Here is a 22,954-nt window from a genome sequence, read left to right as displayed (position 1 = left end):
TTAAGGCCGCACCAAGATCAGCACGGCAAAAACAATGGCGGCCACGGACACAATGGCTGCCATGCCCAACATGAGCCAGGAGTGCGGCAGCTCGGCGTCGTGGCGCATGGCCCGCTCTTGATGTGCCCAGCGCCGGTAGCTGATCACTGCCAGCACGGCTCCAATGCCGGCCAACGCCAGGCACAACAGCATGCGCACCAGCGGCGGGGCTATTTCCGGTGCCAGCTGGTCAATGGCCACCGCACCCGCCAGGAGTGCCAGGGCCGTGCGGACCCAGGCCAAAAAGGTGCGTTCATTGGCCAGTGAAAACCTGTAGTCGGGAGTCTTACCCGTTCTTCGCCAAGCCGGCTCGCGCATGGAACTCCTTGTGGGGGTCTAGTTTCACCCCAGAGTCTACTGGGCAGGGCAGCCGGCCCCCGAACCGGTAAATTGGGATCATGACCTTTGCTGCCGCGCCCCTCCACCATGCCCGCCCCGACTTCGCCACCCGGGTCCATGGCACCCTCATGGGCGGTGCCCTGGGCGACGCCTTTGGCTATTTGGTGGAATTTGACTCCTTGGCCGACATTGTCAACGCCCATGGTCCCTCCGGTTTGCAGGACCTCGCTGCGGCCGGTTCCCCCGTGCACTTTTCCGATGACACCCAAATGACCCTCTATACCCTGGACGGCCTGCTCGATGTGTTGGAGTGGGCCAATGACGGCGTGGGTGCTGACATCAATGCCTGCCAATGGTTGGCGTATTTGCGCTGGCTCAAAACCCAGAAGGTTCCGGTTCCGGGCCACGCCCCCGCGCAGCCTCCGCGCTGGATCGATGCGCAGACGGTGCTGCACCATCGGCGCCATCCCGGCAACGCCTGCCTCTCGGGGCTGGGAACCGGGGAGATGGGCACGGTGGCGCGCCCTGTCAATCCCGATTCGAAGGGCTGCGGGACCGTGATGCGCTCGGCCCCCTACGGCCTGCTGCCCCATGTTGAGGCTGAAACCGTGTACAAGATCAGCTCCGAGGCAGCGTCCCTGACCCACGGCCACCCGGCGGCACGGCAAAGTTCCGGTGCCTTCAGCTGGCTCATCCACCAGCTGGTCATTGGCGGCCTGTCCCTGCGCGCGGCGGCCCAAAGCGCCCAGGCACGTGCCGCGGCCGAGCCTGCCGCCGATCCCGCCCTGCTGGCCCGTCTGGATGCTGCGCTGACGCTGTCCGCCAACGAGCCGCTTTCCGGTGATGACCTCACGGAGGCATTGGGGCTGGGGTGGGTGGCTGAGGAGGCATTGGCGGTGGCCCTGTACTGCGTGCTGGTCACCGAGAGCTCCGCCGCCTCCCCCGCCGAGCACTTCCGCACCGCTGTGCCCCTGGCCGCCAACCACAGCGGAGACAGCGACTCGACAGCCGCCCTTGCCGGGAACCTGCTCGGTGCCCTTTACGGGGAGGCCGCGCTGCCGGCGCAGTGGTTGGCTGTGGTTGAAGCCCCGGAGTTGATCCGCCGCCTGGCGGATGACTTTTTGACGTTGACCACAGGTGCCGCCTAGCTCCAGCTAGCCAAGCATTTGCATGAATTCGCCCTCGGACAACACTTCAATGCCTTGGCCGCGGCGCTGCAGTTCCAGCACGCGCGCGGCCTTGGAGGTCAGGCGTCCGCTGCGCAGATCACTGGCCGTAAAGCCGCTGCCCACCACCAGCACAGTGGTTTTCAAGGTGACGCTGCTTGCACACTGGGCACCGTGGACGGCGGCCAGGACTTTGGCTTCCGGCCGGCCCAGCGCCAAATCGCCCGTAAAGACCACTGTTTGGCCAAAGAGTGGATGGGAAACGTCGGCGTGCAGGTTGGCCGGCGGATTCGGGCCCTCGGTGGACCAGCTGGAGCGGCCGCCGCGGACGGCGCCGGGGGCTCCCGCCGGGCCCTGCAGGGCCATTTTTTCCAGGGCCGAGCGGGTGGCTTTGGAGACCTCGTCGGTGGCCGGGTTGTAGGGTGCAATGCTGGGCATGGTCAACGCCATGGCCTCAAACACCCCGCGGAGCGAATCCGCCCCGTGCTTGGCGGCAATGTCCACCATGATCCCGGCACAGGCACGGGCATCTTCAGTGGCATCGTGGTGGTTGCGCAGGGGCACCCCGGCCGCCTCGGCCACAAAGGGCAGCGAGTAGGACGGCAGTGAATAGTTCTTCCGCGAGAGCATCACCGTGCAGGCGTAGTCCAGGGCGCGGGCCGGCATGCCGGAGACTTCCGAGGCCGAACGGATCACACCAATGTCGAACGCGGCGTTGTGCGCCACCAGCGCATCACCGCCAATGAACGACTCGACCTCGGCAAAGACCTCGCGAAAACGCGGCGCCCGCGCGACGTCATCGGGGGTGATGCCGTGAATGGTGATGTTGCGCGAATCAAAGTGGTCATGGCCCTCGGGCGGACGCATGAGCCAGTAGCCCTGATCCACCAGTTGGCCATCACGGACCTTCGTCACGCCCACCGAGCAGGGGGAACCCCGGAATCCGTTGGCGGTTTCAAAATCTATTGCTGTAAAGTCCAAGGCCACCGCTCAAGGTTACAGCCCGCCCCGGCGCACCGGCGCATCACGAGCCGCAGCTCACAGTGCCTCCGCCCCCCTTCCACTGCCGTTGCCCGCGAACCCGCAGATAATGTCCCTTTGAACGGGGCAAAGGGACATTATCTGCGGGTTCGACGGCGGCGGGTGGTTTTGCCTTAGGGGGTCGCCCGGCGCAGGGTCAGGAAACCGCCCACGCCCAGCAGGACGGCGAGCGCCAGCGCCAGGAGTCCGGTGGTGCCCGGCGTCAGCGTGGACACCCAGAGCCCAAATTCACTCCACCGCTGCTGCCAGGTGGTGAGGGCCGCGGCCCCCAGGAGCAGCACGGCCAACGCGATGCACATCACCAGGGTGCCGGTGGTTTGCCAGCGCTTGTAGACGGTGGCCGACCAGAAGCCCAACAGGAACAGGAACATCATCAGGACAAAGTAGAAAAACAGTTGAATGAACCACGGTTGGTCCGCCACCCATTCCAGGGCAAACATGCGGCCCTGCAATCCCCAACCATTCGTGGATTTTTCCACCACGCCGAGCAGGACGTAGAGGCCGGCCACGAGCGCCGCCAGGACGGTGAAGAGCCCCACGGTGCCGAAGAAGAAATTGCGCCGGCTGACGCTGAGGCCTTGTGAAAAGGGAAAGGTCATGGTCAGGGATTGGATCCCCAGGCCAAAGAAGTACCACATGACCGCCTGCCCGGCTCCCGAGTACTTCATGCCCACGGTGTTGGGAATGAGCGCCCAGATGCCCAGGCTAAAGGCAAAGGAGACCAGGACAATGACTGCCGGAATGCCCAGAAAGGTCCATTTGTTGATGAGCTGCATTTTGGCAACCCCGACTGCGCGGTTCATTGCAATGCTCCTGTCCTGTTTGCCTGCCGGGCATCTGCGCCGCCGTTGCCGGCGGCCTTGATGGCCGCGCCACCTGCGTCAAGGGTTTTTCGAATCACGAACTGCTGCAGCGACACCGGGGAAATTTCCAGATCCAGTTCCTGCGCTTCCCGGCGTTCGCCCGGGCTGAGCGGGCCATCAATGGTCCATGCGGCAAGGGCACCCATGTCCCCTCGGTGAAGCACCTTCCGTCCGGCAGCAAAGGCTTCGACCCTGGCGCGGCTGCCCGCCAGGGTAAACGCCGAGCCGCGGATGGTGTCGGCATCCTGATCGAGAATGATTTTTCCCCGGTCGATAATGACCACGTGCTCAAGGATGTTGGCCACCTCATCAATGAGGTGGGAGGACAAGACAATGGTGCGCGGGAACTCGGCATAGTCCGCCAGCAGGCGGTCGTAGAAAAGCTGGCGCGCCACGGCATCCAGGCCCAGATAGGGTTCGTCAAAAAAAGTCAGCTCCGCCCGTGAGGCCAGGCCAATGATGGCCCCCACCGCCGACAGCTGGCCCCGGGAGAGTTTTTTGATCCGGCGGTTCAGTGGCAGGCCAAAGTCCCGGGCCAACTCCATCGCCAGTGCCTGGTCCCAGTTCCGGTGGAACAGGGATGCTGCCCTGAAGGCATGCACGGGCTTGAAGTCATCGGCGTATTTTTGGGACTCCCGGATAAAGCACAGCCGGCGCAGAACCTTTTCATTTTCATAAGGTGGTTCACCAAAGACGCTGACCGATCCACTGCTGGCAAAGGCCTGGGCAGTCAGGATGGACATCAAGGTGGTCTTGCCCGCACCATTGCGGCCCAACAGACCATAAATTTTTCCCTCGGCCAAGGTGAGGTTGACGCCGTCCAGCGCCTCGACGTGCCGGAAGCTGCGATGCAGATCCTTTACTTCCACAATGGCGGTGTTCATCGCGCACCTTCTTTCGCCTTGTTCAGGTCCATCCCGCTGTCCGGTCCGGCAAGCTGCAACATGGCGGCGAGCTGCTCACCGCTGATTCCCAGTTTGCCGGCTTCGCCGAGAAGCGGCCTGACGAATTGTTCAAAAAAATCCTCCCGGCGCCTGCCCACCAGGACAGCCCGGGCTCCTGCGGCAACAAACATGCCTATGCCCCTTTTTTTATAGAGAATGCCGCTGTCCACCAAGCGGTTGACGCCCTTGGCGGCTGTGGCTGGATTAATGCGGTGGAATGCTGCGAACTCATTGGTGGAGGGAACCTGGGATTCCTCGGCCAGCACGCCGTCGACAATGTCGTTTTCAATCAATTCGGCAATTTGCACAAAGATCGGCCTGCTGTCATCGATCATGGGCCCACCGCCCCTGGCTGGAACCCCATGCTCAGGTGTGTTGGTTCGTTACTCATGTGACTAACCATATAAGCCCGGCGCCCGCTGTCAACCCTTGGGGCGGGTATTTTTGTGGAGCATCCATTCAGGGAAGTGCCGTAACCTTGAAGTGTGATACTTTCCGCTTTGAGTGACTTCGCCATGCCCGCCTTGATGGGCCACGGCCCAGCACCGACCCTGGGCATCCTGCCTGACTGGCTGAACCCGGATGTCTTTTTGCGCGATCCCGCCCTGGCGCCGTGGATTGTCCTGATTGTCTGCGGCATTGTCTTCGCAGAGACGGGGCTGCTGGTGGGATTCTTCCTTCCCGGGGACTCCCTGCTCTTCACCGCGGGGTTGCTGGTGGCCACGGGGGCGCTGGATGTCTCACTGCCACTGTTTGCCTTGTTTATTTTCCTGGCGGCGTTCCTGGGTGACCAGACCGGCTATTTAATTGGCAACAAGGCCGGGCCAACCATTTTCAAGCGGCCTGATTCGCGCTTCTTCAAGCAAAGCTACGTGGAGCGGGCGCATGGCTTCTTTGAACGCTTTGGCGGCCGTGCCGTGGTCCTGGCCCGTTTTGTGCCGATTGTGCGCACCTTTGTGCCTGTTATTGCCGGTGTGGCCAAAATGCCCTACCGCACCTTCATCGTCTTCAACCTCCTCGGTGCCCTGCTGTGGGGCGTGGGTGTCACCATGCTGGGATTCTGGCTCGGGCAGTACGCCTGGGTGGGTGAGAACATTGATTTGATCTTCCTGGCCATTGTGTTTGTCTCAGTGGTGCCCATGATCATTGAAGGCACCAAGGCCCTGCTCCACGGCCGCAGGAACAACGCCAAGTCCGCGGCACGCACAGACGCCACCGAGGTCTAAACACCCCCACGACAGCTACGGCCCCCGGACGCAGGAGTCCGGGGGCCGTAGCTGTCATGCATCTGGATGGACCGTTTCAGGCCTGCGCGCCCAAGGCTGCAACAATATGCGGCAGCAGCGCGCGGAACGCCTGCCCGCGGTGGCTGATCGCGTTCTTTTCCGCCGAACTCAGCTCCGCGCAGCTCTTGTTCAAATTCTCCGGCAGCAGGATTGGGTCATAGCCAAAACCGCCCTCTCCCCGAGGCTCCTTAAGCAAAGTCCCGCGCAGCGTGCCTTCCTCCACCAGATCCACCTTGCCGTCGGCACTTGCCAAAGCAGCGGCGCAGATAAAGGCGGCCCCGCGGTTCCCCGGGACAATGTCACTTAGCTGGGCCAGCAACAATTTCAGGTTGGCGTCGTCATCACCGTGCACACCGGCCCAGCGGGCGGAGAAAATTCCAGGTGCACCGCCCAGGACGTCCACCGCCAGGCCCGAGTCGTCTGCAATGGCCAGCACCCCGCTGAAGGCAGCCACGGCGTGGGCCTTGAGGCGGGCGTTCTCGGCGAAGGTGACCCCTGTTTCGGCAACATCGGGTGCATGGATGGCACCGGCGTCGACCACGTCCGTGTCCACATTCAGGCCGGGGACCTGGTTGCGCAGCAATTCCCGCAGCTCCCGCAATTTGCCTTGGTTGTGCGTGGCCAGCACCAGCTTCGGAGCAGCCATCAGCGGGCGAGCGTCTCGCGCTGGATGCGTGCCAGTTCAGTGGTGCCCAAAAGCGCCAAATCAAGAAGCGAGTTAAGCTCATCGCGGTCGAACGGCGCTTCTTCGGCGGTGCCCTGGACCTCCACGAACTTGCCTGATCCGGTGACCACCACGTTCATGTCCGTTCCGGCGCGCACGTCTTCCACGTAGGGCAGATCCAGCATGGGGACGCCGTCAATGATGCCCACGGAGATGGCCGCCACCGAGTCAATGAGGGGCTGGGCGTTTTTGGCGATGAGCTTGTTTTCCTTGGCGTAGGCAATGGCATCGGCAAGCGCCACATAGGCCCCGGTGATGGCGGCGGTGCGGGTCCCGCCGTCGGCCTGCAGCACGTCGCAGTCCAGCACTATGGTGTTCTCCCCCAGCGCCTTGGTATCTATCACCGCGCGCAGGGAACGGCCAATGAGCCGGGAAATCTCATGGGTGCGCCCGCCAATCTTGCCCTTGACGGATTCACGGGAATTACGGGTGTTGGTGGCGCGCGGCAGCATGGCGTATTCGGCCGTCACCCAGCCGGTCCCCTCGCCCTTGAGCCAGCGCGGCACGCCCGGGGTCAGGGAGGCGGTGCAGAGCACTCGGGTGTTGCCGAATTCAATCAGGGCCGAACCTTCGGCCTGCTTGGACCATCCCCGGGTAATGGTGATGTCGCGGAGTTGTTCATTGGTGCGCCCATCGGAACGCAGCTTTTCGCTGGAAGTCATAAACCAAGCCTAGCGCCCGGGACCCGGGCCGGGCACCGGCGCAGGGAGGGTGTGGCGGCTCCGGTGCCCGGCCAGGTGGACTAAGCGGCCTTGTTGGCCAGTTTGTAGTTCTTCCTGGCACGGAAGTAGGCGGCTCCGGCCCCGGTGAAGCACAAAACCACTGCCACCACGCCGAGCAGAATCTGCGCGATTGCGGCGATTGCCCCCGGCATGGTCATGCCCACCAGGTTGCCCAGGGAAAGCACTGCCAGCACCGCCGCCACAATGCGTGCCCAGCCCATGCCCTTCTTGAGGAAAATCGCCAGCACTACGTAGGCAATGACTGAAATGACGGTAACGGCGATGACGGTGGTGATGGAAATGCTGATGATCACGTCCAGCATTTCGGCGGTGACGTCCCCCACGTTCTGTGCCACAAGCTGGCGTTCCATCTCGGCGCGGGCCTTGTCGGAACCGGCGTGCATGACACTGAAAATGGCGGAGACAACGCTCATGACGGCGGCGGCCACGAGCAGCCAAAAGACGGTGTTCATCACGGGCGGGGCGGTGGGCGCCTTGCCTTGGGTCTGGTCCGAGGCGGCGGGGCTGTAGCGGGGCATCTCTGTCATGGTCGGCATCCTTGTTCTCGGGTACGGACGGCACTGTTGGCCGTCCCCAGGTGCCACTGATCCTAGCCGGGACAGGCGGCCAAAGGGATAGTCCTTCCGGAGTATCTTTGCCGCCGGGAACGCCTCCTTGGCCGGGCCGGCCCGGGGCGCCTAGATTGTGTAATGCACGCCCGCCACGGCGGCCGACACGTCCCCGCCGTAGACCCCGCGGGCCTCGGCCACCACCTTGTTGGTGTCGGTCCACACGGGGATGTGGGTCAGCAGCAGTCGTTTGACGCCGGCCCGGGCCGCCGCCTCGCCGGCGCGCTTGCCGGTGAGGTGGACATCCTTGATGGCATCGTCGCGGCCCTCTTCAAAGGCTGCCTCGCACAGGAACAAATCCGCCGACGCCGCCGCCTCCTCGAGGCTGGCACAACTGTCGGTGTCGCCGGAATACGTCAGCACGGCTGTGCGGTCCAGGCCGGTGCCGTCGTATTCGTCCACTTCCACCCGCAGCGCGTAGGCCTCGGGAACGGGGTGGTTGACGGGGTACGGGGTGACCTTGAAGGGACCCACCGTGACAGCTTCACGTTCGCGCCAGTTGATGAAGTCGAATTCCTCGCGCATGCCCGGGTCCAGCTCCAAACCGTAGGCGGTGGCGAGCCTGTCGGCGGTTTCCGCCGGGCCCCAGACGGGGATCCTGCCGCGGTGCCAGCCGTGCGGGCTCCAGCGCACGGCAACGTGCAGGCCGCACAAATCCATGCAGTGGTCCGGGTGCAGGTGGCTGAGGAAGATGGCGTCAATGTCTTCCAGGTCCATGTACTTTTGCACGTCCCCGAGCGCGCCGCTGCCTAAATCAATCAACACCCGCCAGGGGCGTTCACCGTCATGGGCTGTCAACAGGTAGCAGGAGGCGGGCGACGCCGGTCCGGGAAAGGACCCGCTGCATCCCACTATGGTCAGTTTCATCTCTGCTCCCCCGCAGCTGGTCCCGGATAAGACAGTCTGCCCACGGAATCAGCTAAAACAAAATTGGAGACCGGGTTCGCTGCTGTTGCGTTGGAACTTTTTCGTGCCGCGAGGAGCATGTCCTCGGTGACCTTGGCCAGGGAACCGGTGGGGTAATGCGCCGAGACGTGGCTGACCTGTTCAACCCGGCCCACCTCGGGGCCCAAAAAACGCCGTGCCAGCACGCCAAAGGCGGCAGCGTCGCCGGTGGCGAGGAACTGGTGGGTGGGCGGCTCGGTGCCAACCCGTTCCAGGTCGTGGCTGACCAGCGCCCGGTAGACGTCCTTGGCAGTTTCCTCGGCACTGGAGACCAGGGTGACGCTGTCCCCCATGACGTAGGAGATGATGCCTGTCAGCAGCGGGTAATGCGTGCACCCCAAAACCAGGGTGTCCACGGCTGCGGCCTTCAAGGGGGCCAGGTAGCGTTCCGCCGTGGTGAGCAGTTCCGGACCTGCCGTGATGCCGGATTCCACAAATCTGACAAAATCCGGGCAGGCCGCCGAGGTGATGGACAAGTTGGGGGCCGCGGCGAAAGTGTCCTCATAGGCACGCGAACCCACCGTGGCCACGGTGCCGATGACACCCACCTTGCCGGTGCGTGTTGCCGAAACGGCCCGGCGGACGGCCGGCTGGATGACCTCAATGACGGGAATGCCGTAGCGGGCGGTGTAGCGTTCCCTGGCGTCGCGCAGCACTGCGGCGGAGGCCGAGTTGCAGGCAATCACCAGCAGCTTTACGCCGGAGTCGACCAGTTCATCCATCACGCCCAGGGCATTGGCCCGGACTTCGGCTATGGGCAGCGGGCCGTAGGGGCCGTTGGCGGTGTCCCCCACGTAGCGGATGGACTCGTTGGGCAGCTGGTCTATGACGGCCCGGGCCACCGTGAGACCGCCCACCCCGGAATCAAAAATGCCAATGGCACGCTCGGAAATGGGCTGCGCCGCTGTGGCGGCACCGCGTCCGGCAGTGGCCGCTGTGGTTCCTGGATGTGTACTCATGGTCGCTTTAACACTAGTGGCTGGCGGCGCGGGATGGACAAACTAGTCCCTTGCGGCCAGATTGGACAGCATCGCCTGGACCAAACTTTCCTGCAGCCACGTCACAAAGTTGTAGACCAGGGAAAGGTAGCTGTCCACGTCCTCGGCATGGCTCCAGTCCTGCACCTGGTGGACCTTTTCGGCGTCTGCCTCGCTGCGGATCTCCAGCCGCTCGGCCAACACCAGCCGCACATCGTTCAAGGCGCTGGCCCACAGGCGTGCCGCCTCCTCATCCAGGACCACCTTCTCGCTTTCCAAAGCCAGGGAAGCGGCGCGCAGTGCGGCGATCTTGTTCTCCCGCACCGATCGTTCCGTGAGCTGGCGGAACTCCAGCGAGGCCTCGGCGTCGTTCTTCACGGCATCGGGCAGCAGCCGCAGCAGGGCGGGATCGCGCGGGACGCTTACGTCCATGTCCAAGCCAATCAGGGCGGCCAGCGGATCGGTGTGGGCGGGCGTGGCGGGCTCGAGCATGGTGACGATGTCGGCAAAAAGCTTGCGCAGCAAATCACGTTCGGCAGCTTCCAAATGGGCGCTGATGCCGCGCCTGCCTGCGGAAAACGCCCTAGCCACGGGGACCGCCCTTCTGGACCGTGGCCCACAGGCCATAGCCGTGCATGGCCACCACGTGGGCCTCCATCTTTTCCTTGGCTCCGTGCGCCACTGCCGAGCGGCCCTCGGTGTGGACCTCCAGCATCAATTTCGCGGCCTTCGCTTCGGAATAGCCAAAATAGCTTTGGAACACATAGCTGACGTAACTCATTAGATTCACCGGGTCGTTCCACACAACCAGCTCCCAGGGGATGTCCGGGGAGCTGTGTTCGCGCGTGGTGGCTTCCCGGTCTGTTTCCGGGGCTGTGCTGACACTCATGTATCCATTCTAGTGTCGCCCCGATAAAGTAAATTCCGTGACTACGCCGACTAATTGGGGCCACCCCCGCACTTCACTGTTTACCGACCATTACGAGCTGACCATGCTCCAGGCCGCGTTGCATTCCGGGGCCGCGCACCGCCGCAGCGTCTTTGAGGCCTTTGCCCGGCGCCTGCCCGACGGCCGGCGCTATGGGGTGGTGGGCGGCACGGGACGCATTTTGGAGGGCCTGGAGCATTTCCGCTTTGGCCCCGACGAGCTGAATTTTCTGGCCGAAAACCAGGTGGTGAACGACGAGACCCTCGCCTGGTTGGCTGATTTCAAGTTCTCCGGTGACGTTTTTGGTTACGCAGAGGGCGAACTGTACTTCCCCAATTCGCCCATTTTGACCGTGGAATCGACCTTTGCCGAGGCGTGCATCCTGGAAACCTATGTGCTCTCGATCCTGAACCACGACTCCGCCATTGCATCGGCCGCCTCGCGCATGACCGGAGCCGCCGGGGCGCGTCCGTGCATTGAAATGGGTTCGCGGCGCACGCATGAGGAATCGGCGGTGGCCGCGTCAAGGGCCGCCATCATTGCCGGCTTCCACAGCACCTCCAACCTGGAGGCGGGCTTGCGTTACGGGGTGCTGACGGTGGGCACCGCGGCGCATTCCTTCACCCTGCTGCATGACTCCGAGGACGACGCCTTCCGGGCCCAAATAGCGTCCCTGGGCACCGGGACCACGCTTTTGGTGGACACCTACGACGTCGAAGCCGCCGTCCGCAAGGCTGTTGCCATTGCCGGTCCCGCCCTGGGCGGGGTGCGGCTGGACTCCGGTGACCTGTTGGCCCAGGCCCGGGATGTGCGGGCGCTGCTGGATTCCTTGGGCAACACCAATACCCGCATCACGGTCACCAGCGATCTGGACGAATTCGCCATTGCGGCCCTGGCGGCGGCGCCCGTGGACTCCTACGGCGTGGGCACCTCCCTGGTCACCGGCTCCGGTGCGCCCACCGCGTCAATGGTCTACAAGCTGGTGTCCCGCGAGGGCGACGACGGCGAATTCGTCTCCGTGGCCAAGGCCGCCAAAAACAAGGCCAGCGTGGGCGGGCGCAAGTACGCGCTGCGGCGTCTGGATGATTCCGGCACCGCCACCGCGGAGGCGGTGGGGATTGGCCACCACCCGCAGGCCGATGCCAATGACCGTGCCCTGATTGAGCAATTCATGCACGACGGCGTGCTGGCGCCGGGTTGGACGGGCGCTGCCGGGGTGGAACGCGCCACCGCCCGCCATGGCGCCTCCATGGCGGAAATGCCGGGAACGGCCCGCCGCCTGCAGCGCGGGGAACCCGTCATCCCCACCGATTACGAACAAGCCCTCGCGGCGCACTAGCCGCGGCGAAGCAAAAGGAGCATTCCCATGGCCAAGGCCCTCATCATTGTTGACGTGCAAAACGATTTTTGCGAAGGCGGCTCGCTGCCCGTGGAAGGCGGCGCGGATCTGGCCACACAGATCAGTGAACTGCTCGAAGAGTCAGTTGATCTGGACTTCATTGTGGCCACCCAGGACTGGCACATTGACCCCGGCGCGCATTTTTCGCAGGAGCCGAACTTCCGCACCAGCTGGCCGGAGCATTGCGTGGCGGGGACCAGGGGGGCGTCGCTGCACCGCAATTTGGATACCGAGGACATTGACGCCTACTTCCGCAAGGGTAAATTCGACGCCGCCTACTCCGGCTTTGATGGCCTGTTGGCTCCCGAGGACGAGGTGGCCGTGGGCGAGCGTGAGGCCCATGAGAGCGCTGATGATGACGCCGGGATTCCGCAGAGCCTGGATGATTGGCTGCGGGAGAACGAGGTGGACGAGGTGCTGATTGTGGGGATCGCCACCGAGCACTGCGTGCGCGCCACGGCCCTGGATGCGGTGAACGCCGGCTACGACACCACCGTGCTGCGCAGCTATGTGGTGGGAATTGATGACGACTCCGTCGAGGAGGCCCTGGAGGAACTGGCAGAGGCGGGCGTGGAAATCAAGTAACCCCTCCGGCCCGGGGGCGGTTGCTGCGGGCGGGCGGGATAAGTTTCCATTTTCCGGGGCCGTCCCAGTGCTGCAGTGATATTCTAATAGCACGTATTTCCTGAATTTACCAGGAGGCAGTCATGGTTGGTGTATTCGCGCGGGGCCGCATCACGTGGATGTTGGGCATCGCGCTCGGAGTTGTCCTGCTCGTTGTGGGAATCTTCCTTCCCAGCACGTGGCTGATCGTGGCAGGAGCAGTGATAGCTGTTTTTTGCGCGGTCTTCCTCATCCTCTCCTACGTCACCCACGGTCAGACAGACTAAGGTGCCCGCAACGGGGGCTCTGCGCACCCCGTGTTTTGTTGCTGCTGTGTTTGTGCTGGTGTTGGTGCTTCTGCTTGAGCTTGGTTCCCCGCTTGTTGTTCCGGGCGGGACAATGGGGCAGGTCGGTGCGGACACGGTTGCCGGACTTGGCGTGCCTGCCGGAGTCGGAATGGAATCGGGATCGGCAGCCGCCGCGGGCGCGGGGGTGGGATCCCTTGCGCTGCTGGACGGGCTGCTGCTGTTCACCTTGCTGCTTCTCGGGGCCAGCCTTGTCATGCCCTTGCGCATTTACGGGAGGATCCAAGGGCTCATTACCTTGATCGTCTGCCTGCTGTGGTTGCTGCTGTGTGTTTTGGTGACGCTCCAGGCCGTGGTGAAGCTGTTTCTCATGATGGGGCTGTTTGTCGCGGCGCCGTTTGGCACCCTGGCCTACTTGGCCCTGTGGGGCAGCTTCCCCACGGGGCGGGCCGCTGTTGTCCTGGGACTTGTGCTGTTGCTGAAAATTGCCGCCGGGGTGCTGCTCATCCTGGCGCAGCCAAGGTTTTTACGCATCAAGGGCTTGGTGATCCTCACGGCCCTGTCCGTGCTGCTGCAGTTGGTCCTTGGCTTCATCCATGGTTTCCTGCCCGGGCCAGTGGTATCCATTGGTGACCAGTTTTGGGCCATTGTCATTGGGGTGGTGGCATTGATGTGGGCCTTGGTCATGCTGATCGGGGCCATACCGGCCATTGTCAATGCAGTCCGCGTCGGCGCAGCGCTTACGGATTCACCACCCCCAGCTGCTCTTTGAGGTCTTTTAGTTCTTTTGGCTGCATCGGGATGCCGGGCTGGTTTTGGCTGAATTTCTGCTCAAGGATGACGCAGTCCTTTTTCTTGACGCAGATGAAGGTTGGCCTGGCGGTGGTTCCGCCGACCGCCGAGTATTCAAAGAGCGAGGCACCAATGAGGACGCCGCCGCTGCGCACTTCCAGCAACACCTTTCCCGCCGGGGTCTGCGGCGGGGTGGTGAAGGAAAATTCGCTGTTGTTTGTCAGGGTGCCGGGCACGCCCACACCCGCCAGGGTCACCACCATCGGTTCCCGGAACCGCCCCAGAAGCTTGACCGCGGTGCCTCCTGTCTGCGGGCCAACGCCGGGTACAACGGAGGTCAACTCCAGCGCCGGTGCGCTTGCACTGGGGGAGGTCTGGGCCAGGGGCGCTGCGGTTCGGGAGTTAAAGAACCAGATGGCGCCCACAGCCAGCAAAATGACGACGGCGGCGGCACCCGCGGCCAAAAGCCAGGGGAAGCGTTTGGCGGGCGGGGCAGCCGTTTTTTGGGGCACCACGAGTTGAATGACGGCGGCCAGCTCCGCATATTCCTCAGGCGCCTGGTCCGCGGAATAGGGGATGAATTTAATGGGATAACTTCCGGGTGCCGCCCCCGCAGTGTCGAACTTGACCTCGTATTGCACGGTTGCCCCCGGCTCAATGGTCCGTTGCGGCTCAGTGATGCTGGTCCAGGTGGGAGCGGGGCTCTGGGCTGTCCCTGCCGCGGAGTCGGAGAACGCGCCAAGAACCACCCGTTCCGGCGTGGGGGAACTGTTCGTCACCGAAACCGTCAATGCGCCCTTGCCGTCAGTCAGGGACACGGTGGGTGAGCTTAGGGTCATCGAGATCTTCTTCATGCCATCCTCCTCATGCGAGCGGCGCGATTCCCTAGTCCCCATTTTGCGCCGCCTGCGCTCCTCTTGGCCAGTGTCTGGGTCAGTGGTGTCTTGAATTTGCGCGCGGTCATGAGCCCGGGGCGAGCACAAGGGTGCAGCTGATGGCAGCGCAGAGCACCGTCAGCAGTCCTCCGGAGGTGCCAAAGGTCAAGTGTGTCTGGTCCCCGGCCCCTAGATCCTGCGTGGCCCAGACTCCCTCGGTCTGCGCCTTGAGTTCCACCGCTCCGCCGAGCACCCCCAGCGTGGCCTCCTTGGTGGGTGGTCCCAGGTCAAAGGAACCGCCGAATTTCGCGACCGCAAAGGTGCAGGCGCCCTGCACTGTGAGGGAAGATCCACTTTTGCTGCAGCTTCCTTCCTGCAGGGACAAATCTTCAAGTGTGAGGGTTTGGCTTGTTTGGATGGCTGACAACTTTTCCTGCCAGCCGCCGGCATGGGAATTCCCGCCGGCCCCGAGGCCAAAGCCCAGGCCCCACACCAAAAGTGCCACCGCAGCGCACACGATCGCTGCAATGACTGGTTTGCGGCTGATTTCACCCATGGGCATCCACCTGCCCCGCTGGCGAACTGCGTGGCGGCGTGGTGGGTCGGGCGGGAATTGTCTCCGGCCCTTCACCGGGGCCTTCCGGAACTGGCGGTTCCGCAGGACCGTCGGGCAGGATCAGAAGCTCGGCAGTGATGTGGGCGGGTTTCCATCCCGCCACGATCCGCCGGACCGTGCCGATTTGCCCGGACGCGTTGGCCGGAACCCGGACCCGCAGATGGAACTCTGCCGGATCAACATCAATTTCAAAGCCGTCCAGACCCGTGGCGAGTTGCAGGAACCGCAGCAGTCCACCGGGTGTGCCCCTGCGGGCGGATAAATCCGCTGCATTGGCTATCAGCCCGCGCAGCCGCGCCGATGGGATGCCTAAAGCCGCACCGGGTGCGGATTCCGGTTCCGGCAGCGTCAGCCAATCCAGATCAACCCACCGGGACAGGTGGCCAAGCATGTTTTCCGGCGCTCTGAAGGGGTCCACCAACCGGTCCATGGAGTCCAGGACCTCCTGGACCGGTGCGTGCATGTCAGCTGCGACGGCGGAAAGGGCCCGCAGTGGTGCATTGTTGGGCGCGCACAGCTGAAAAACCTCCGGCAGCAGCATGAGCAACGGGACATTAGCCATTCTCGCGCATCACCTCCACCCGGTGGGGTCCTGAACAGAACAGCCAGGTTTCCGGGATCGTCACAACGTCGGAGACCACCCGGGAACTGCAATTTTCCCAGTTCGGAGCCGCGTCGCCGCAAAGATAGACGCCGCGGGGACCTGCGGCCATGAGCAACGGCGCGCCGTCCTCGCGCACAGCCCCGGAGACGGCACGCACGGGTTCGAAGCGGGCCCTGTCGCGCAGCGGAAGACCGCAATTGACATCGCACTGCTCCCATGCGCCCTGGCCGTCAAGACGCAGGCGCAACACTCCCCCGCTCTGCGTTGCCGCATGGGCGAAGTCACCAACAACAGTCATGCCCCAACAACTTCCCCCACTCCAGCCCTGGCTCAGCTGCTCCCAGGAGCCCTGCAGCGCGGCGTCGAAAGTGGTTCGTGCCAGCTCATCAATTTTTAGCCGTGCACACCCCGTTCCCCCACCTTCGGCCACGGAACGGCCCAGCCACAAAAACGTTGCGGGTCCTTCGTACTGCACCGACATGCAACGCACATCTTCTCCGGCAGCCTTGATTTGATGAAAGCTCTCCGGAGCGCCGGCGTCCGGGGAGAGCCAGATCCCGGCAGACGCTTCCGCGGCAACAACCACCCCGGTTCTGCCCCGGACATCGACAAAGCTATCCACGGCGTAGAAACCCCTGTCGGGTTTTGCCGGATCGACCAGGTTTTGCACCGGCACAGCCCCTTCGCCGCCCAGTTCGTACAGGCCGTTTTGACCCACGACGAGCAGCACCGCCCGGCCACCCCTGTCCACCCACGCCAAATCTGACAGCGGGAACCCCAGTTCGGCGGCACAGTGCCAACTTTCACCTAGATCGTCACTGACGTACACCCGGGATCCGGCGCCCCTGCTGGTGGCCACAGCAACTTTCCCCGGATGTTTCGTCCCCCCGGAACGGCCGGCACCGGCAGTGGGGAAAGGAGCAACGGCGCGAATCGCCTCCTGGGGAAATTCCCCGCAAGCCTCCCACCCGGCAGCGGAATTCGTGGTCCGGAAAAGTGTCCCGTTTTGCGCAACAAACCAGGTCTTGGGTTGTCCCTGGGCTTGGATGAGTGCCATGGCGTCACTGTCGGGCGCCTTGTCCAGCCGCAACCGTACAGATTGGACATATTTCACCCCCGGCTCGGCCTCCTCCATGATCCGGTACAAATTCGACACCCTCAGGGCCTTGCCAAAGCCCGAGCCGTACCCCGGAGCGCCGTCCGGCAATGGATTGATGGCCTGTGCCAGACGCCGGGATATGCGGCTCCGCACCGTCTCCGGGTCCTCATCGGGGCGCACCACCACAATCGCTTGAACCAGCACTTCCTTGTACAGTCCCCAGCGGACGACGGGTTGGGCGCCAATGGTTGCCCGCTCCTGCAGATAACGGGCCACTTCACGGCGGACACCCTCTTGTTCATGTGCGGCCAGCACATCGGCATCAACCCGTCCCCCGGCCCTGGCCGCTGTGGGAATATGAGGCACCAGCACCACCTCCACCTCACCGGGGTTGGCGAACGCCCAGGCCTCCTTGCGGGTGAATGCGCGGCTCCTGGCCACCGCTGGGTTGCGGACCGCGAGCGCTTCATAGTCCCGCGCGGTCACCGCCCGGTCACGTGCCTGAAAGTCCTGTGGCGCCCGCCGCAGGGCCTGCGGTAATGGCTCGGTTGCCCGGCCCCCCGTTGCCGGCTCCGGATTGCCCACCCGCACCCCCGACAGTGGCGTCCGCAGTACCGTGAGGCTTCCGGCAGCAACATTTCCCTGTTCACCGCCGCCCAAGAGGTACCAGGCGCGGATGCGGGCGCCGGGAGGCGGTGCCTCGGGCCGGTGGGGGTCGGCATCATTCCACCAAGCAAAGGAAACCGTCCCTGACGCCCGGTCGAGGTGGACTGCCATCTCCCCTTCCCTGGCATCAGCAAATGCCTCCACTTCCCGGCAATGCCTGTAGGCGGCATTGTCAACCAGAACAGCTTCTCCACGGGCAGCTTTTGAACCCTCCGGCACCTCCACGGCGATCTTCAATCCGGGGCCTGCCACTGCCGGGGAGTTGGGCAGTGTGCAGGTCTGTCCGGGCCGGCCCGTCCCGGTGCCAATAAGGACGGCGTCGTGAAAGGCTGCATCCACGGCCGGGACTTTTATGCTGGTGGCGTTGGCCGGCAGCACCGCGTCGGCCGTGGTGCTGAACACTGCCTGCGGTGTGCCGGCAAGTCCCGGGACACCGCTGACCTGGGTTCCGCGGGGTATGCGGATGTCATCACCGCCGGCAGCGATGCGGGTGAATTCCAGTGTTGTTTCAGCTGCACTGGGGGGTCGAAGCGCTGTTCCGAGCAGATTCAAATACACGGCATACAGTTTCTCCGGCACCCTGTTGAGCCTGTACATCAGCATGTCGGTAAGGTGCGCGAATGCTTCAATTAGCACCATGCCCGGGTCATGCACTGACAAATCGGTCCAGTCGGGGTCAATTTGCCGGATGCGTTCGCGGGCGCTTTCGACCAGATCGGCAAAGGAGCGGTCGTCCAGATTGGGCGTGGGGATGCTCATCGTGCCCCTCCTGTCCCGACGGGGACCACGATGGCGATGTTGTCTTCACGCGATGAGGCCCGCACCCGATAGTGCAGCCGCACCTCCAGCAAGGCCGGATCTTCGCGTGCCTGGGCTGCGTCGAGGGAAAGCACCACTATGCGCTTCTCCCACCGGTCCAGGGCACGGGCAACATAGTGGATGGCCAGCCCCGCCGTGGTGTCGTCGTTTGGTGCGAAGGCAAGCCGGAACAAGTGGCAACCGTAGTCAGGACGATTGATGCGTTCCCCTGGCCGGGTGCTCAGCAGCAGCAGTACCGCCTGCCGCACCGACGCGGCATCAACGACTGTGGCAAGCCTGCCGCCGGGGCCCACGCGCAGGCCGGGGAGCCCCTGTGCGGGATCAAAGTCGGGATGGATCAGAGCCAGGGAACGGTAGCGGGGCTGATTCATGATGTTGCCCCCACAAAGGTCTGCCCGGGGGAACGGACCGTATACTTCACCGCACCCGGCGGTGTCCCGTCGGTGAAACCTTGGATTGAATCAAGACAAACCGCCTGCTGGCCAATGCGGAGAAACACCGAATACCCCCGTTCGACGGAGAGTGTCAGGGTGCAAGGTTTGATGTTCACACCCACATTGGGGCACATGTGCAAACCCCGCCCCTGCGGATCAGGTTCAACGAGCACAGCTGAGGAATTGATCCGCACCCAGCTTTGGGACGGCACATTGACGACGCCGCCGTCGTGTCCGCACCGGATGGTTCCGCGCTTGGTGAGAAGTTTCATGTCGCTTCCTCAAAATCGACGGATCGGGCCCGGATGCGGATGGCATGGCCGGGAGCCTCCAACACCAGGTCGGTGGCCGCAGTGATTTGCAGCAAATCCGGGCCCATGTCCACACGTGAGCCCCGCCCATCGCTCAACCGCAGACCGTGGGAGGTGCCGTTTAAAACCAACTCCTGGCCGTCGGAAGTGCGCATCGTGTAGCGTTTTCCCCGCTCACCGGGAATGTCGGCGTCCGGGGGCTGATGTGCACCAAAGAGTCCGCCGAGCACAACCGCCTCGTCCGGGCTCCCCGCCACCAGCAGCACCAACACGGTGTCACCGGCATCCGGCAGGATCACCGAGCCCTTCGCTGCTCCGGCACCCAGCACCAGAACCGGCGCCCACCCCGTCATGAGGTCCGCGAAAGCTGGGAGCCTGACTGTCACCCGTGCACGTTGTTCGGGGTCTGCCGTGTCACAGACCACACCAAGGGTTGTCATGTCTGCCGCGCGGGGGCGTGGCGAGGGGGGCGGGAGTGTGGACAAGGTGGTTTCATAACCTTCTCCGCTGAGGATGTGCACTGCACTGCAGATGGTGTAGGTACCTTCAAAGTCCCGGGCCACTCCGCTGAGCTGCACCCTGCGTCCGGCCTGCAGGGCGGGATTTCCCGCAGCCACAAGCGTGCCCCCCACTTCCGCTGCCAAACGCACATCGAGATCCGCCTGCGCCAGTTCGGTGGCCAGGCGCTCGTCGTCGAAGGATTCATTGGCCCGTTGCAGCAGACCCCCTCCACCGACCCCTTGCGGTGCTGGATCGGCACGGACACCAGCACGGGCCCGTTCGCTGCCGGCGCTGCCATGGACGGTCGCTGCCTCATCCAGGTTCCAGGCGTGGACCACGGCACTGCGGAAGGAGGGCTCCTGGCTTACTTCCAACTCCGCCGAGTGCAGGGTGGACCCCAAGAGCAGCCCGAGCGGTTCGCCCTCCCCGTCCAAACCCACCAGATGCAAAGTGGATTCCCGCACCACGGGATACAGTCCCAGCCGCGCACTGGCGTCGACCAGCAGCTCCAAATCGGATCGCGCACACTGGTAGACGGCTCCCATGCGGTGGCCGCCGCCCACTACGCGCAGTCCCGTATCCGCTGCCAGCCGGGCGGCCAACTCCGCAAGGTCTCCAGCTTCGTGCCGGCGGCTATGGTGGCGTTTGCGCAGCCGGTGCAGTGCATCATAGGCCCGCACCCGGATTTCCTGAAGCCGCCCGGAGCTGTAGCCATGCTCAATGACAGTCACTTCCCCCACGAACAACGGTGTCCGGTGTCCTGCCACCTCCACGCGCAGGCAATCTCCAGGAGCCGGTTCCAGCCGGCGGGCGCCGCTGACGTCGTCGAACCGCCAGACGGCTTGGCACTGCGTCGGTTGGGCCAGGGCCGAACGAACTTGAATCCGCGTCATGGCCGCCAGTTCGACGGCGGAAAGCCGCCGCCTCCCGAGGGTGACGACGAGTTCAGGCAATCCCTGGATCGCTCTCATCGGTCCTCAATAACGGGGGGAACCGCCAAAGGGCCGGCGAACCCAAAGGGGTTGTCGATGTTGTTGTAGCCCAGCAGGAGTTTCCATTGCAGCGGCGTGCCAAAAGCACGCCAGGACAACATTCCCAGCTCCACGGGAGGAACCCGCGTAAAAGCCCCGGCGCCCTCCCCGCCGGCTGTTCCCAGCAGGCCTTCATCCCTGCTGCCGTCACCGACAACTTCCAAAGCATCCACCGGTGGTGCCGTTAAATCCACGAGCGGCAGCCGCTGGGCCAATTCGTAGTTTTCGCCGTGTTCTTCGTCGGGGTTTTGGCCCACCCGGACAAAAACCAAGCGCATCCATGACCGCAGCGGTGAACCGTCAGGGGCAAATCGATCAAACCGCTCGGCCACCTCGGTGACCACCCCCGGCACGTTCCAGGCCCGGCCCCAGACGAAGCGCACGCATGGTGGCCGCCGTTGCTGCTCGATTTCAGTGGAATTTTCCGCCAGGCTCCAAATGGGTCTGGTCATTTGCCGCACATCCACAACGTGCAGCTGGGCTGGTGCCAGATCAACGTCAAAGACCAGATCCATGCGAAGTTCCGTGTGCCCACCTCCTGTGAACAACAGGGGGTCGTCGGCAAGGGCGGCACCAGCAAGCCTGCCACCGCCGGACCGGTGGGGTTCCACTCCGGCCGTACGCGACATCAGCACGGTTTCAGGATTCAGCAGCGCTCCAAAGTGTTCGCCGGTGTCCTCTATTAAAAACGCCACCCTCTCCATCTCACACCCCAGCCTGCTCGGTGTGCAGCCGTTGGCTTCGTGCCAGGGCACGTTCCACGATGGCAGCGCTTTCAATGGCCGGCACCGGCACCGCGGGCGGCGCCGGGACTGGGTGGTTCAACTCCGGCCAGGGGGGCTGACTGGCTGAAAGCAGCTTTTCAGCTGTTGGCAGGACGGCTCCCTGGACCTGGCCGGGAGCTTGCCTGTTGTCCTGGGAGGGCCTTGAAGTGCCGGGCGGCGGGCGGCGGCGGGCGTCCAGGAAGTCCCGCCCCCTGGCAGTACCGCCCTGCCGCGGGGCCCCAGCTGCAGACCCGGCGGCAGCCCGGCCATCCGGAGGCTGCTGCGGCGCCGGGCCGGCACCATCCCGCCTGGATGCATTCGTGCTGCGGACACCACCCGGGGCAGGGGGCGGTGAAGCGGTGGCGCGCCGGCGGGCGGCGGCTTTCCTTTCCAATTCCTCCGCTGGTGGTCCTGCGCTGGGCCAGCCGGCGGTGGCTGGCGGCGGCTTTCCACGCACGCCTTCAGCTGCAGCTGGTGACGTTCCCCTGTGGGAGGGGCCAGCTGCCGGCGGCCCGGCAGGCCGGGACGTTCCGGGCAGGCCGTCACGCTGTTGCTGCCCGGTGCCCACGTACAAGGCAGGCTGATCATGACCGTCGACGCCGGTAATGGGCTGCACCTTGGGTGCTGCCCCCTTGGCCGGTCCGGACGGGTCATCCGGGGCGTGGGATTCGTTGATTTTTGGTGCGGCTCCGTGATGCGGCAGCCGGAGGCGGCCCCCGGGGCTCTTGGTGGGCCAACGCCGGGGCCCGCCGCCGGCAGCCGGTGCCGCGGTGGGCCGGGGTGCCGGGAAGGCTGCGTCCGGAGGGCCGTCCATGACAGGCAGCCAGCCGGTGGGCGGCCCGGGGGCGTCCAGGGCGGTTTCCGGGGACGTGCGCGGCTCAATGCCGTTTTCCTGCAGCATCTGGACCCAGTGCTCCGGCGCCCCGGAAAAATCCTGCTGGTCAAATTCCGCACCGGCCAGCGGCGGCTGCGCCGGTGGCCCGGCACTTTTATCCGCTTGTGCATCGAGGACCTGGGCGGCCTTCCGAAGCAGGGCCCCCATCCCCTTAGCCAGCTGCGCCAGCATCGTCAAGCTCCAGCCTGTCGTAGGCAAGTGTCATGTGTTCAATGGCCAAACCGTTTCCCAGGGCTTTGAAGGAGGGGCTGCGCCAGCGGCAGGGCCAGGCCCGGATGAGGTTCCACCGGCGCACTTCGTCGGTTCCGGACTCGTTGAGCAGCACAATTGAAACATTGCGTCGGTCCGCCACCCCGGAAACGGCGTTAAAAAGCCACCGCCACATTTCCCTGGACTCCGTCAAGCCATAGCGCAGGGTCACTGGAGGGTACTCGACCCTGCCCATCAGGGTCGTGGTGGTGGCGTGGTCAGTTCCCTCGCGGTGATCCAGGTGATGGACAATGATTTCAAAGGGATCAATCCGGGTGAAGTGCCCCTGCACCACACCTTGAATGACCAACTTGAAATTGTATTGGCGGTACGGGTCAACAATATTGCCCGGTTGGGCGGCCGGCGCTGATGATGGCTGTTCGCTCAT

General features: G+C 64.2%; 28 protein-coding genes. 6 read left to right on the top strand and 22 right to left on the bottom strand.

Going from position 1 to position 22,954, the window contains the following annotated elements:
- Positions 1-357, bottom strand: a complete 357-nt coding sequence (locus ACFUCV_RS05765) for a YidH family protein (protein ID WP_380813156.1) — start codon at positions 355-357, stop codon at positions 1-3.
- An 80-nt stretch (positions 358-437) separates the two neighbouring features.
- Here ACFUCV_RS05765 and ACFUCV_RS05760 point away from each other — a divergent pair, with 80 nt between their 5' ends.
- A complete protein-coding gene (locus ACFUCV_RS05760) occupies positions 438-1,526 on the top strand; it encodes an ADP-ribosylglycohydrolase family protein (protein WP_380813153.1) in 1,089 nt (362 codons plus the stop codon).
- A gap of 6 nt (positions 1,527-1,532) precedes the next feature.
- Here ACFUCV_RS05760 and ACFUCV_RS05755 read toward each other — a convergent pair whose 3' ends face one another.
- The 4 genes from ACFUCV_RS05755 to ACFUCV_RS05740 all read right to left on the bottom strand — a co-directional run bounded on the left by ACFUCV_RS05755 (position 1,533) and on the right by ACFUCV_RS05740 (position 4,727).
- Positions 1,533-2,531 carry an exonuclease domain-containing protein gene (locus ACFUCV_RS05755; RefSeq protein ID WP_380813150.1) on the bottom strand — a complete coding sequence of 333 codons (999 nt, stop codon included), beginning with the start codon at positions 2,529-2,531 and terminating at the stop codon, positions 1,533-1,535.
- Between the two features lie 167 nt (positions 2,532-2,698).
- Positions 2,699-3,388: a hypothetical protein gene (locus tag ACFUCV_RS05750; protein ID WP_380813147.1), complete on the bottom strand. Its 690-nt coding sequence runs from the start codon at positions 3,386-3,388 to the stop codon at positions 2,699-2,701.
- Positions 3,385-4,332, bottom strand: coding sequence for an ABC transporter ATP-binding protein (locus ACFUCV_RS05745; RefSeq protein WP_380813144.1), 948 nt, complete (start codon positions 4,330-4,332; stop codon positions 3,385-3,387). Before ACFUCV_RS05745 ends, ACFUCV_RS05750 begins: the two co-directional genes overlap by 4 nt.
- On the bottom strand, positions 4,329-4,727 hold the full coding sequence (locus tag ACFUCV_RS05740; RefSeq protein WP_380813141.1) for a GntR family transcriptional regulator: 399 nt from the start codon (positions 4,725-4,727) through the stop codon (positions 4,329-4,331). Before ACFUCV_RS05740 ends, ACFUCV_RS05745 begins: the two co-directional genes overlap by 4 nt.
- A 165-nt stretch (positions 4,728-4,892) precedes the next feature.
- On the opposite strand from ACFUCV_RS05740, the gene ACFUCV_RS05735 reads away from it, so the two are divergent.
- Complete coding sequence (locus tag ACFUCV_RS05735) at positions 4,893-5,618, top strand: VTT domain-containing protein (protein ID WP_380813350.1); 726 nt, start codon at positions 4,893-4,895, stop codon at positions 5,616-5,618.
- A gap of 76 nt (positions 5,619-5,694) precedes the next feature.
- Here the strand turns inward: ACFUCV_RS05735 and rdgB are convergent, their stop codons facing one another.
- From rdgB to clpS, 7 genes are all read right to left on the bottom strand, one after another.
- Positions 5,695-6,324 (bottom strand): RdgB/HAM1 family non-canonical purine NTP pyrophosphatase, encoded by a 630-nt coding sequence (rdgB, locus tag ACFUCV_RS05730; RefSeq protein WP_380813138.1) that lies wholly within the window; start codon positions 6,322-6,324, stop codon positions 5,695-5,697.
- Positions 6,324-7,064 carry a ribonuclease PH gene (gene rph / locus ACFUCV_RS05725; RefSeq protein WP_380813135.1) on the bottom strand — a complete coding sequence of 247 codons (741 nt, stop codon included), beginning with the start codon at positions 7,062-7,064 and terminating at the stop codon, positions 6,324-6,326. The genes rdgB and rph overlap by 1 nt, the downstream gene beginning before the upstream one ends.
- A gap of 80 nt (positions 7,065-7,144) precedes the next feature.
- Positions 7,145-7,672, bottom strand: coding sequence for a hypothetical protein (locus ACFUCV_RS05720; RefSeq protein ID WP_380813132.1), 528 nt, complete (start codon positions 7,670-7,672; stop codon positions 7,145-7,147).
- 150 nt (positions 7,673-7,822) lie between these two features.
- Positions 7,823-8,620: an MBL fold metallo-hydrolase gene (locus ACFUCV_RS05715; protein WP_380813127.1), complete on the bottom strand. Its 798-nt coding sequence runs from the start codon at positions 8,618-8,620 to the stop codon at positions 7,823-7,825.
- Entirely contained in the window at positions 8,617-9,657 is a 1,041-nt protein-coding gene (gene murI / locus ACFUCV_RS05710) for a glutamate racemase (protein WP_380813125.1), read from the bottom strand. Before murI ends, ACFUCV_RS05715 begins: the two co-directional genes overlap by 4 nt.
- Positions 9,658-9,699: 42 nt before the next feature.
- On the bottom strand, positions 9,700-10,266 hold the full coding sequence (locus ACFUCV_RS05705; RefSeq protein WP_380813122.1) for a DUF2017 domain-containing protein: 567 nt from the start codon (positions 10,264-10,266) through the stop codon (positions 9,700-9,702).
- Positions 10,259-10,564, bottom strand: coding sequence for an ATP-dependent Clp protease adapter ClpS (gene clpS, locus ACFUCV_RS05700; protein WP_380813119.1), 306 nt, complete (start codon positions 10,562-10,564; stop codon positions 10,259-10,261). The genes ACFUCV_RS05705 and clpS overlap by 8 nt, the downstream gene beginning before the upstream one ends.
- Positions 10,565-10,640: 76 nt before the next feature.
- Between clpS and ACFUCV_RS05695 the strand changes: the two genes are divergently transcribed.
- The 4 genes from ACFUCV_RS05695 (at position 10,641) to ACFUCV_RS05680 (ending at position 13,682) form a co-directional block, all read left to right on the top strand.
- Positions 10,641-11,942, top strand: a complete 1,302-nt coding sequence (locus ACFUCV_RS05695) for a nicotinate phosphoribosyltransferase (protein ID WP_380813347.1) — start codon at positions 10,641-10,643, stop codon at positions 11,940-11,942.
- A 27-nt stretch (positions 11,943-11,969) separates the two neighbouring features.
- Positions 11,970-12,587, top strand: a complete 618-nt coding sequence (locus ACFUCV_RS05690) for an isochorismatase family protein (protein WP_380813116.1) — start codon at positions 11,970-11,972, stop codon at positions 12,585-12,587.
- A gap of 122 nt (positions 12,588-12,709) precedes the next feature.
- The gene (locus ACFUCV_RS05685) at positions 12,710-12,892 is read left to right on the top strand and encodes a hypothetical protein (RefSeq protein WP_380813113.1); all 183 of its coding nucleotides are present in this window, start codon (positions 12,710-12,712) and stop codon (positions 12,890-12,892) included.
- Positions 12,893-13,061: 169 nt separating this feature from the next.
- Positions 13,062-13,682 (top strand): hypothetical protein, encoded by a 621-nt coding sequence (locus ACFUCV_RS05680; RefSeq protein WP_380813110.1) that lies wholly within the window; start codon positions 13,062-13,064, stop codon positions 13,680-13,682.
- Here ACFUCV_RS05680 and ACFUCV_RS05675 read toward each other — a convergent pair.
- The 10 genes from ACFUCV_RS05675 to ACFUCV_RS05630 all read right to left on the bottom strand — a co-directional run bounded on the left by ACFUCV_RS05675 (position 13,651) and on the right by ACFUCV_RS05630 (position 22,954).
- A complete protein-coding gene (locus ACFUCV_RS05675; RefSeq protein WP_380813107.1) occupies positions 13,651-14,556 on the bottom strand; it encodes a hypothetical protein in 906 nt (301 codons plus the stop codon). The two genes, ACFUCV_RS05680 and ACFUCV_RS05675, sit on opposite strands and share 32 nt — an antisense overlap.
- Positions 14,557-14,662: 106 nt before the next feature.
- Positions 14,663-15,133: a hypothetical protein gene (locus tag ACFUCV_RS05670; protein ID WP_380813104.1), complete on the bottom strand. Its 471-nt coding sequence runs from the start codon at positions 15,131-15,133 to the stop codon at positions 14,663-14,665.
- A complete protein-coding gene (locus ACFUCV_RS05665; RefSeq protein ID WP_380813101.1) occupies positions 15,126-15,755 on the bottom strand; it encodes a phage tail protein in 630 nt (209 codons plus the stop codon). Before ACFUCV_RS05665 ends, ACFUCV_RS05670 begins: the two co-directional genes overlap by 8 nt.
- Positions 15,748-18,321 (bottom strand): baseplate J/gp47 family protein, encoded by a 2,574-nt coding sequence (locus ACFUCV_RS05660; RefSeq protein WP_380813098.1) that lies wholly within the window; start codon positions 18,319-18,321, stop codon positions 15,748-15,750. Before ACFUCV_RS05660 ends, ACFUCV_RS05665 begins: the two co-directional genes overlap by 8 nt.
- A complete protein-coding gene (locus ACFUCV_RS05655) occupies positions 18,318-18,752 on the bottom strand; it encodes a GPW/gp25 family protein (protein WP_380813095.1) in 435 nt (144 codons plus the stop codon). Before ACFUCV_RS05655 ends, ACFUCV_RS05660 begins: the two co-directional genes overlap by 4 nt.
- The gene (locus ACFUCV_RS05650; protein ID WP_380813093.1) at positions 18,749-19,087 is read right to left on the bottom strand and encodes a hypothetical protein; all 339 of its coding nucleotides are present in this window, start codon (positions 19,085-19,087) and stop codon (positions 18,749-18,751) included. The genes ACFUCV_RS05655 and ACFUCV_RS05650 overlap by 4 nt, the downstream gene beginning before the upstream one ends.
- On the bottom strand, positions 19,084-20,598 hold the full coding sequence (locus ACFUCV_RS05645; protein WP_380813090.1) for a phage baseplate assembly protein V: 1,515 nt from the start codon (positions 20,596-20,598) through the stop codon (positions 19,084-19,086). The genes ACFUCV_RS05650 and ACFUCV_RS05645 overlap by 4 nt, the downstream gene beginning before the upstream one ends.
- Positions 20,595-21,353, bottom strand: coding sequence for a hypothetical protein (locus tag ACFUCV_RS05640; protein WP_380813087.1), 759 nt, complete (start codon positions 21,351-21,353; stop codon positions 20,595-20,597). Before ACFUCV_RS05640 ends, ACFUCV_RS05645 begins: the two co-directional genes overlap by 4 nt.
- A 10-nt stretch (positions 21,354-21,363) precedes the next feature.
- On the bottom strand, positions 21,364-22,464 hold the full coding sequence (locus tag ACFUCV_RS05635) for a hypothetical protein (protein WP_380813084.1): 1,101 nt from the start codon (positions 22,462-22,464) through the stop codon (positions 21,364-21,366).
- 4 nt (positions 22,465-22,468) lie between these two features.
- Positions 22,469-22,954, bottom strand: coding sequence for a phage tail protein (locus ACFUCV_RS05630; RefSeq protein WP_380813081.1), 486 nt, complete (start codon positions 22,952-22,954; stop codon positions 22,469-22,471).

The sequence above is a fragment of the Specibacter sp. NPDC057265 genome, from assembly GCF_042668835.1.
Lineage (GTDB): Bacteria > Actinomycetota > Actinomycetes > Actinomycetales > Micrococcaceae > Specibacter.
Note: the sequence above shows the minus strand (reverse complement) of the source record. Positions and strands in the feature narration are given on the sequence as shown.

What these genes read in the sequence shown, in the direction of transcription:
- ACFUCV_RS05765 (WP_380813156.1), bottom strand. Translation starts at nt 357, where the DNA reads ATGCGCGAGCCGGCTTGGCGAAGAACGGGTAAGACTCCCGACTACAGG.
- ACFUCV_RS05760 (WP_380813153.1), top strand. Translation starts at nt 438, where the DNA reads ATGACCTTTGCTGCCGCGCCCCTCCACCATGCCCGCCCCGACTTCGCC.
- ACFUCV_RS05750 (WP_380813147.1), bottom strand. Translation starts at nt 3,388, where the DNA reads ATGAACCGCGCAGTCGGGGTTGCCAAAATGCAGCTCATCAACAAATGG.
- ACFUCV_RS05745 (WP_380813144.1), bottom strand. Translation starts at nt 4,332, where the DNA reads ATGAACACCGCCATTGTGGAAGTAAAGGATCTGCATCGCAGCTTCCGG.
- ACFUCV_RS05740 (WP_380813141.1), bottom strand. Translation starts at nt 4,727, where the DNA reads ATGATCGATGACAGCAGGCCGATCTTTGTGCAAATTGCCGAATTGATT.
- rdgB (WP_380813138.1), bottom strand. Translation starts at nt 6,324, where the DNA reads ATGGCTGCTCCGAAGCTGGTGCTGGCCACGCACAACCAAGGCAAATTG.
- rph (WP_380813135.1), bottom strand. Translation starts at nt 7,064, where the DNA reads ATGACTTCCAGCGAAAAGCTGCGTTCCGATGGGCGCACCAATGAACAA.
- ACFUCV_RS05720 (WP_380813132.1), bottom strand. Translation starts at nt 7,672, where the DNA reads ATGACAGAGATGCCCCGCTACAGCCCCGCCGCCTCGGACCAGACCCAA.
- ACFUCV_RS05715 (WP_380813127.1), bottom strand. Translation starts at nt 8,620, where the DNA reads ATGAAACTGACCATAGTGGGATGCAGCGGGTCCTTTCCCGGACCGGCG.
- murI (WP_380813125.1), bottom strand. Translation starts at nt 9,657, where the DNA reads ATGAGTACACATCCAGGAACCACAGCGGCCACTGCCGGACGCGGTGCC.
- clpS (WP_380813119.1), bottom strand. Translation starts at nt 10,564, where the DNA reads ATGAGTGTCAGCACAGCCCCGGAAACAGACCGGGAAGCCACCACGCGC.
- ACFUCV_RS05690 (WP_380813116.1), top strand. Translation starts at nt 11,970, where the DNA reads ATGGCCAAGGCCCTCATCATTGTTGACGTGCAAAACGATTTTTGCGAA.
- ACFUCV_RS05685 (WP_380813113.1), top strand. Translation starts at nt 12,710, where the DNA reads ATGGTTGGTGTATTCGCGCGGGGCCGCATCACGTGGATGTTGGGCATC.
- ACFUCV_RS05680 (WP_380813110.1), top strand. Translation starts at nt 13,062, where the DNA reads ATGGAATCGGGATCGGCAGCCGCCGCGGGCGCGGGGGTGGGATCCCTT.
- ACFUCV_RS05675 (WP_380813107.1), bottom strand. Translation starts at nt 14,556, where the DNA reads ATGAAGAAGATCTCGATGACCCTAAGCTCACCCACCGTGTCCCTGACT.
- ACFUCV_RS05670 (WP_380813104.1), bottom strand. Translation starts at nt 15,133, where the DNA reads ATGGGTGAAATCAGCCGCAAACCAGTCATTGCAGCGATCGTGTGCGCT.
- ACFUCV_RS05665 (WP_380813101.1), bottom strand. Translation starts at nt 15,755, where the DNA reads ATGGCTAATGTCCCGTTGCTCATGCTGCTGCCGGAGGTTTTTCAGCTG.
- ACFUCV_RS05660 (WP_380813098.1), bottom strand. Translation starts at nt 18,321, where the DNA reads ATGAGCATCCCCACGCCCAATCTGGACGACCGCTCCTTTGCCGATCTG.
- ACFUCV_RS05655 (WP_380813095.1), bottom strand. Translation starts at nt 18,752, where the DNA reads ATGAATCAGCCCCGCTACCGTTCCCTGGCTCTGATCCATCCCGACTTT.
- ACFUCV_RS05650 (WP_380813093.1), bottom strand. Translation starts at nt 19,087, where the DNA reads ATGAAACTTCTCACCAAGCGCGGAACCATCCGGTGCGGACACGACGGC.
- ACFUCV_RS05645 (WP_380813090.1), bottom strand. Translation starts at nt 20,598, where the DNA reads ATGAGAGCGATCCAGGGATTGCCTGAACTCGTCGTCACCCTCGGGAGG.
- ACFUCV_RS05635 (WP_380813084.1), bottom strand. Translation starts at nt 22,464, where the DNA reads ATGGGGGCCCTGCTTCGGAAGGCCGCCCAGGTCCTCGATGCACAAGCG.
- ACFUCV_RS05630 (WP_380813081.1), bottom strand. Translation starts at nt 22,954, where the DNA reads ATGAGCGAACAGCCATCATCAGCGCCGGCCGCCCAACCGGGCAATATT.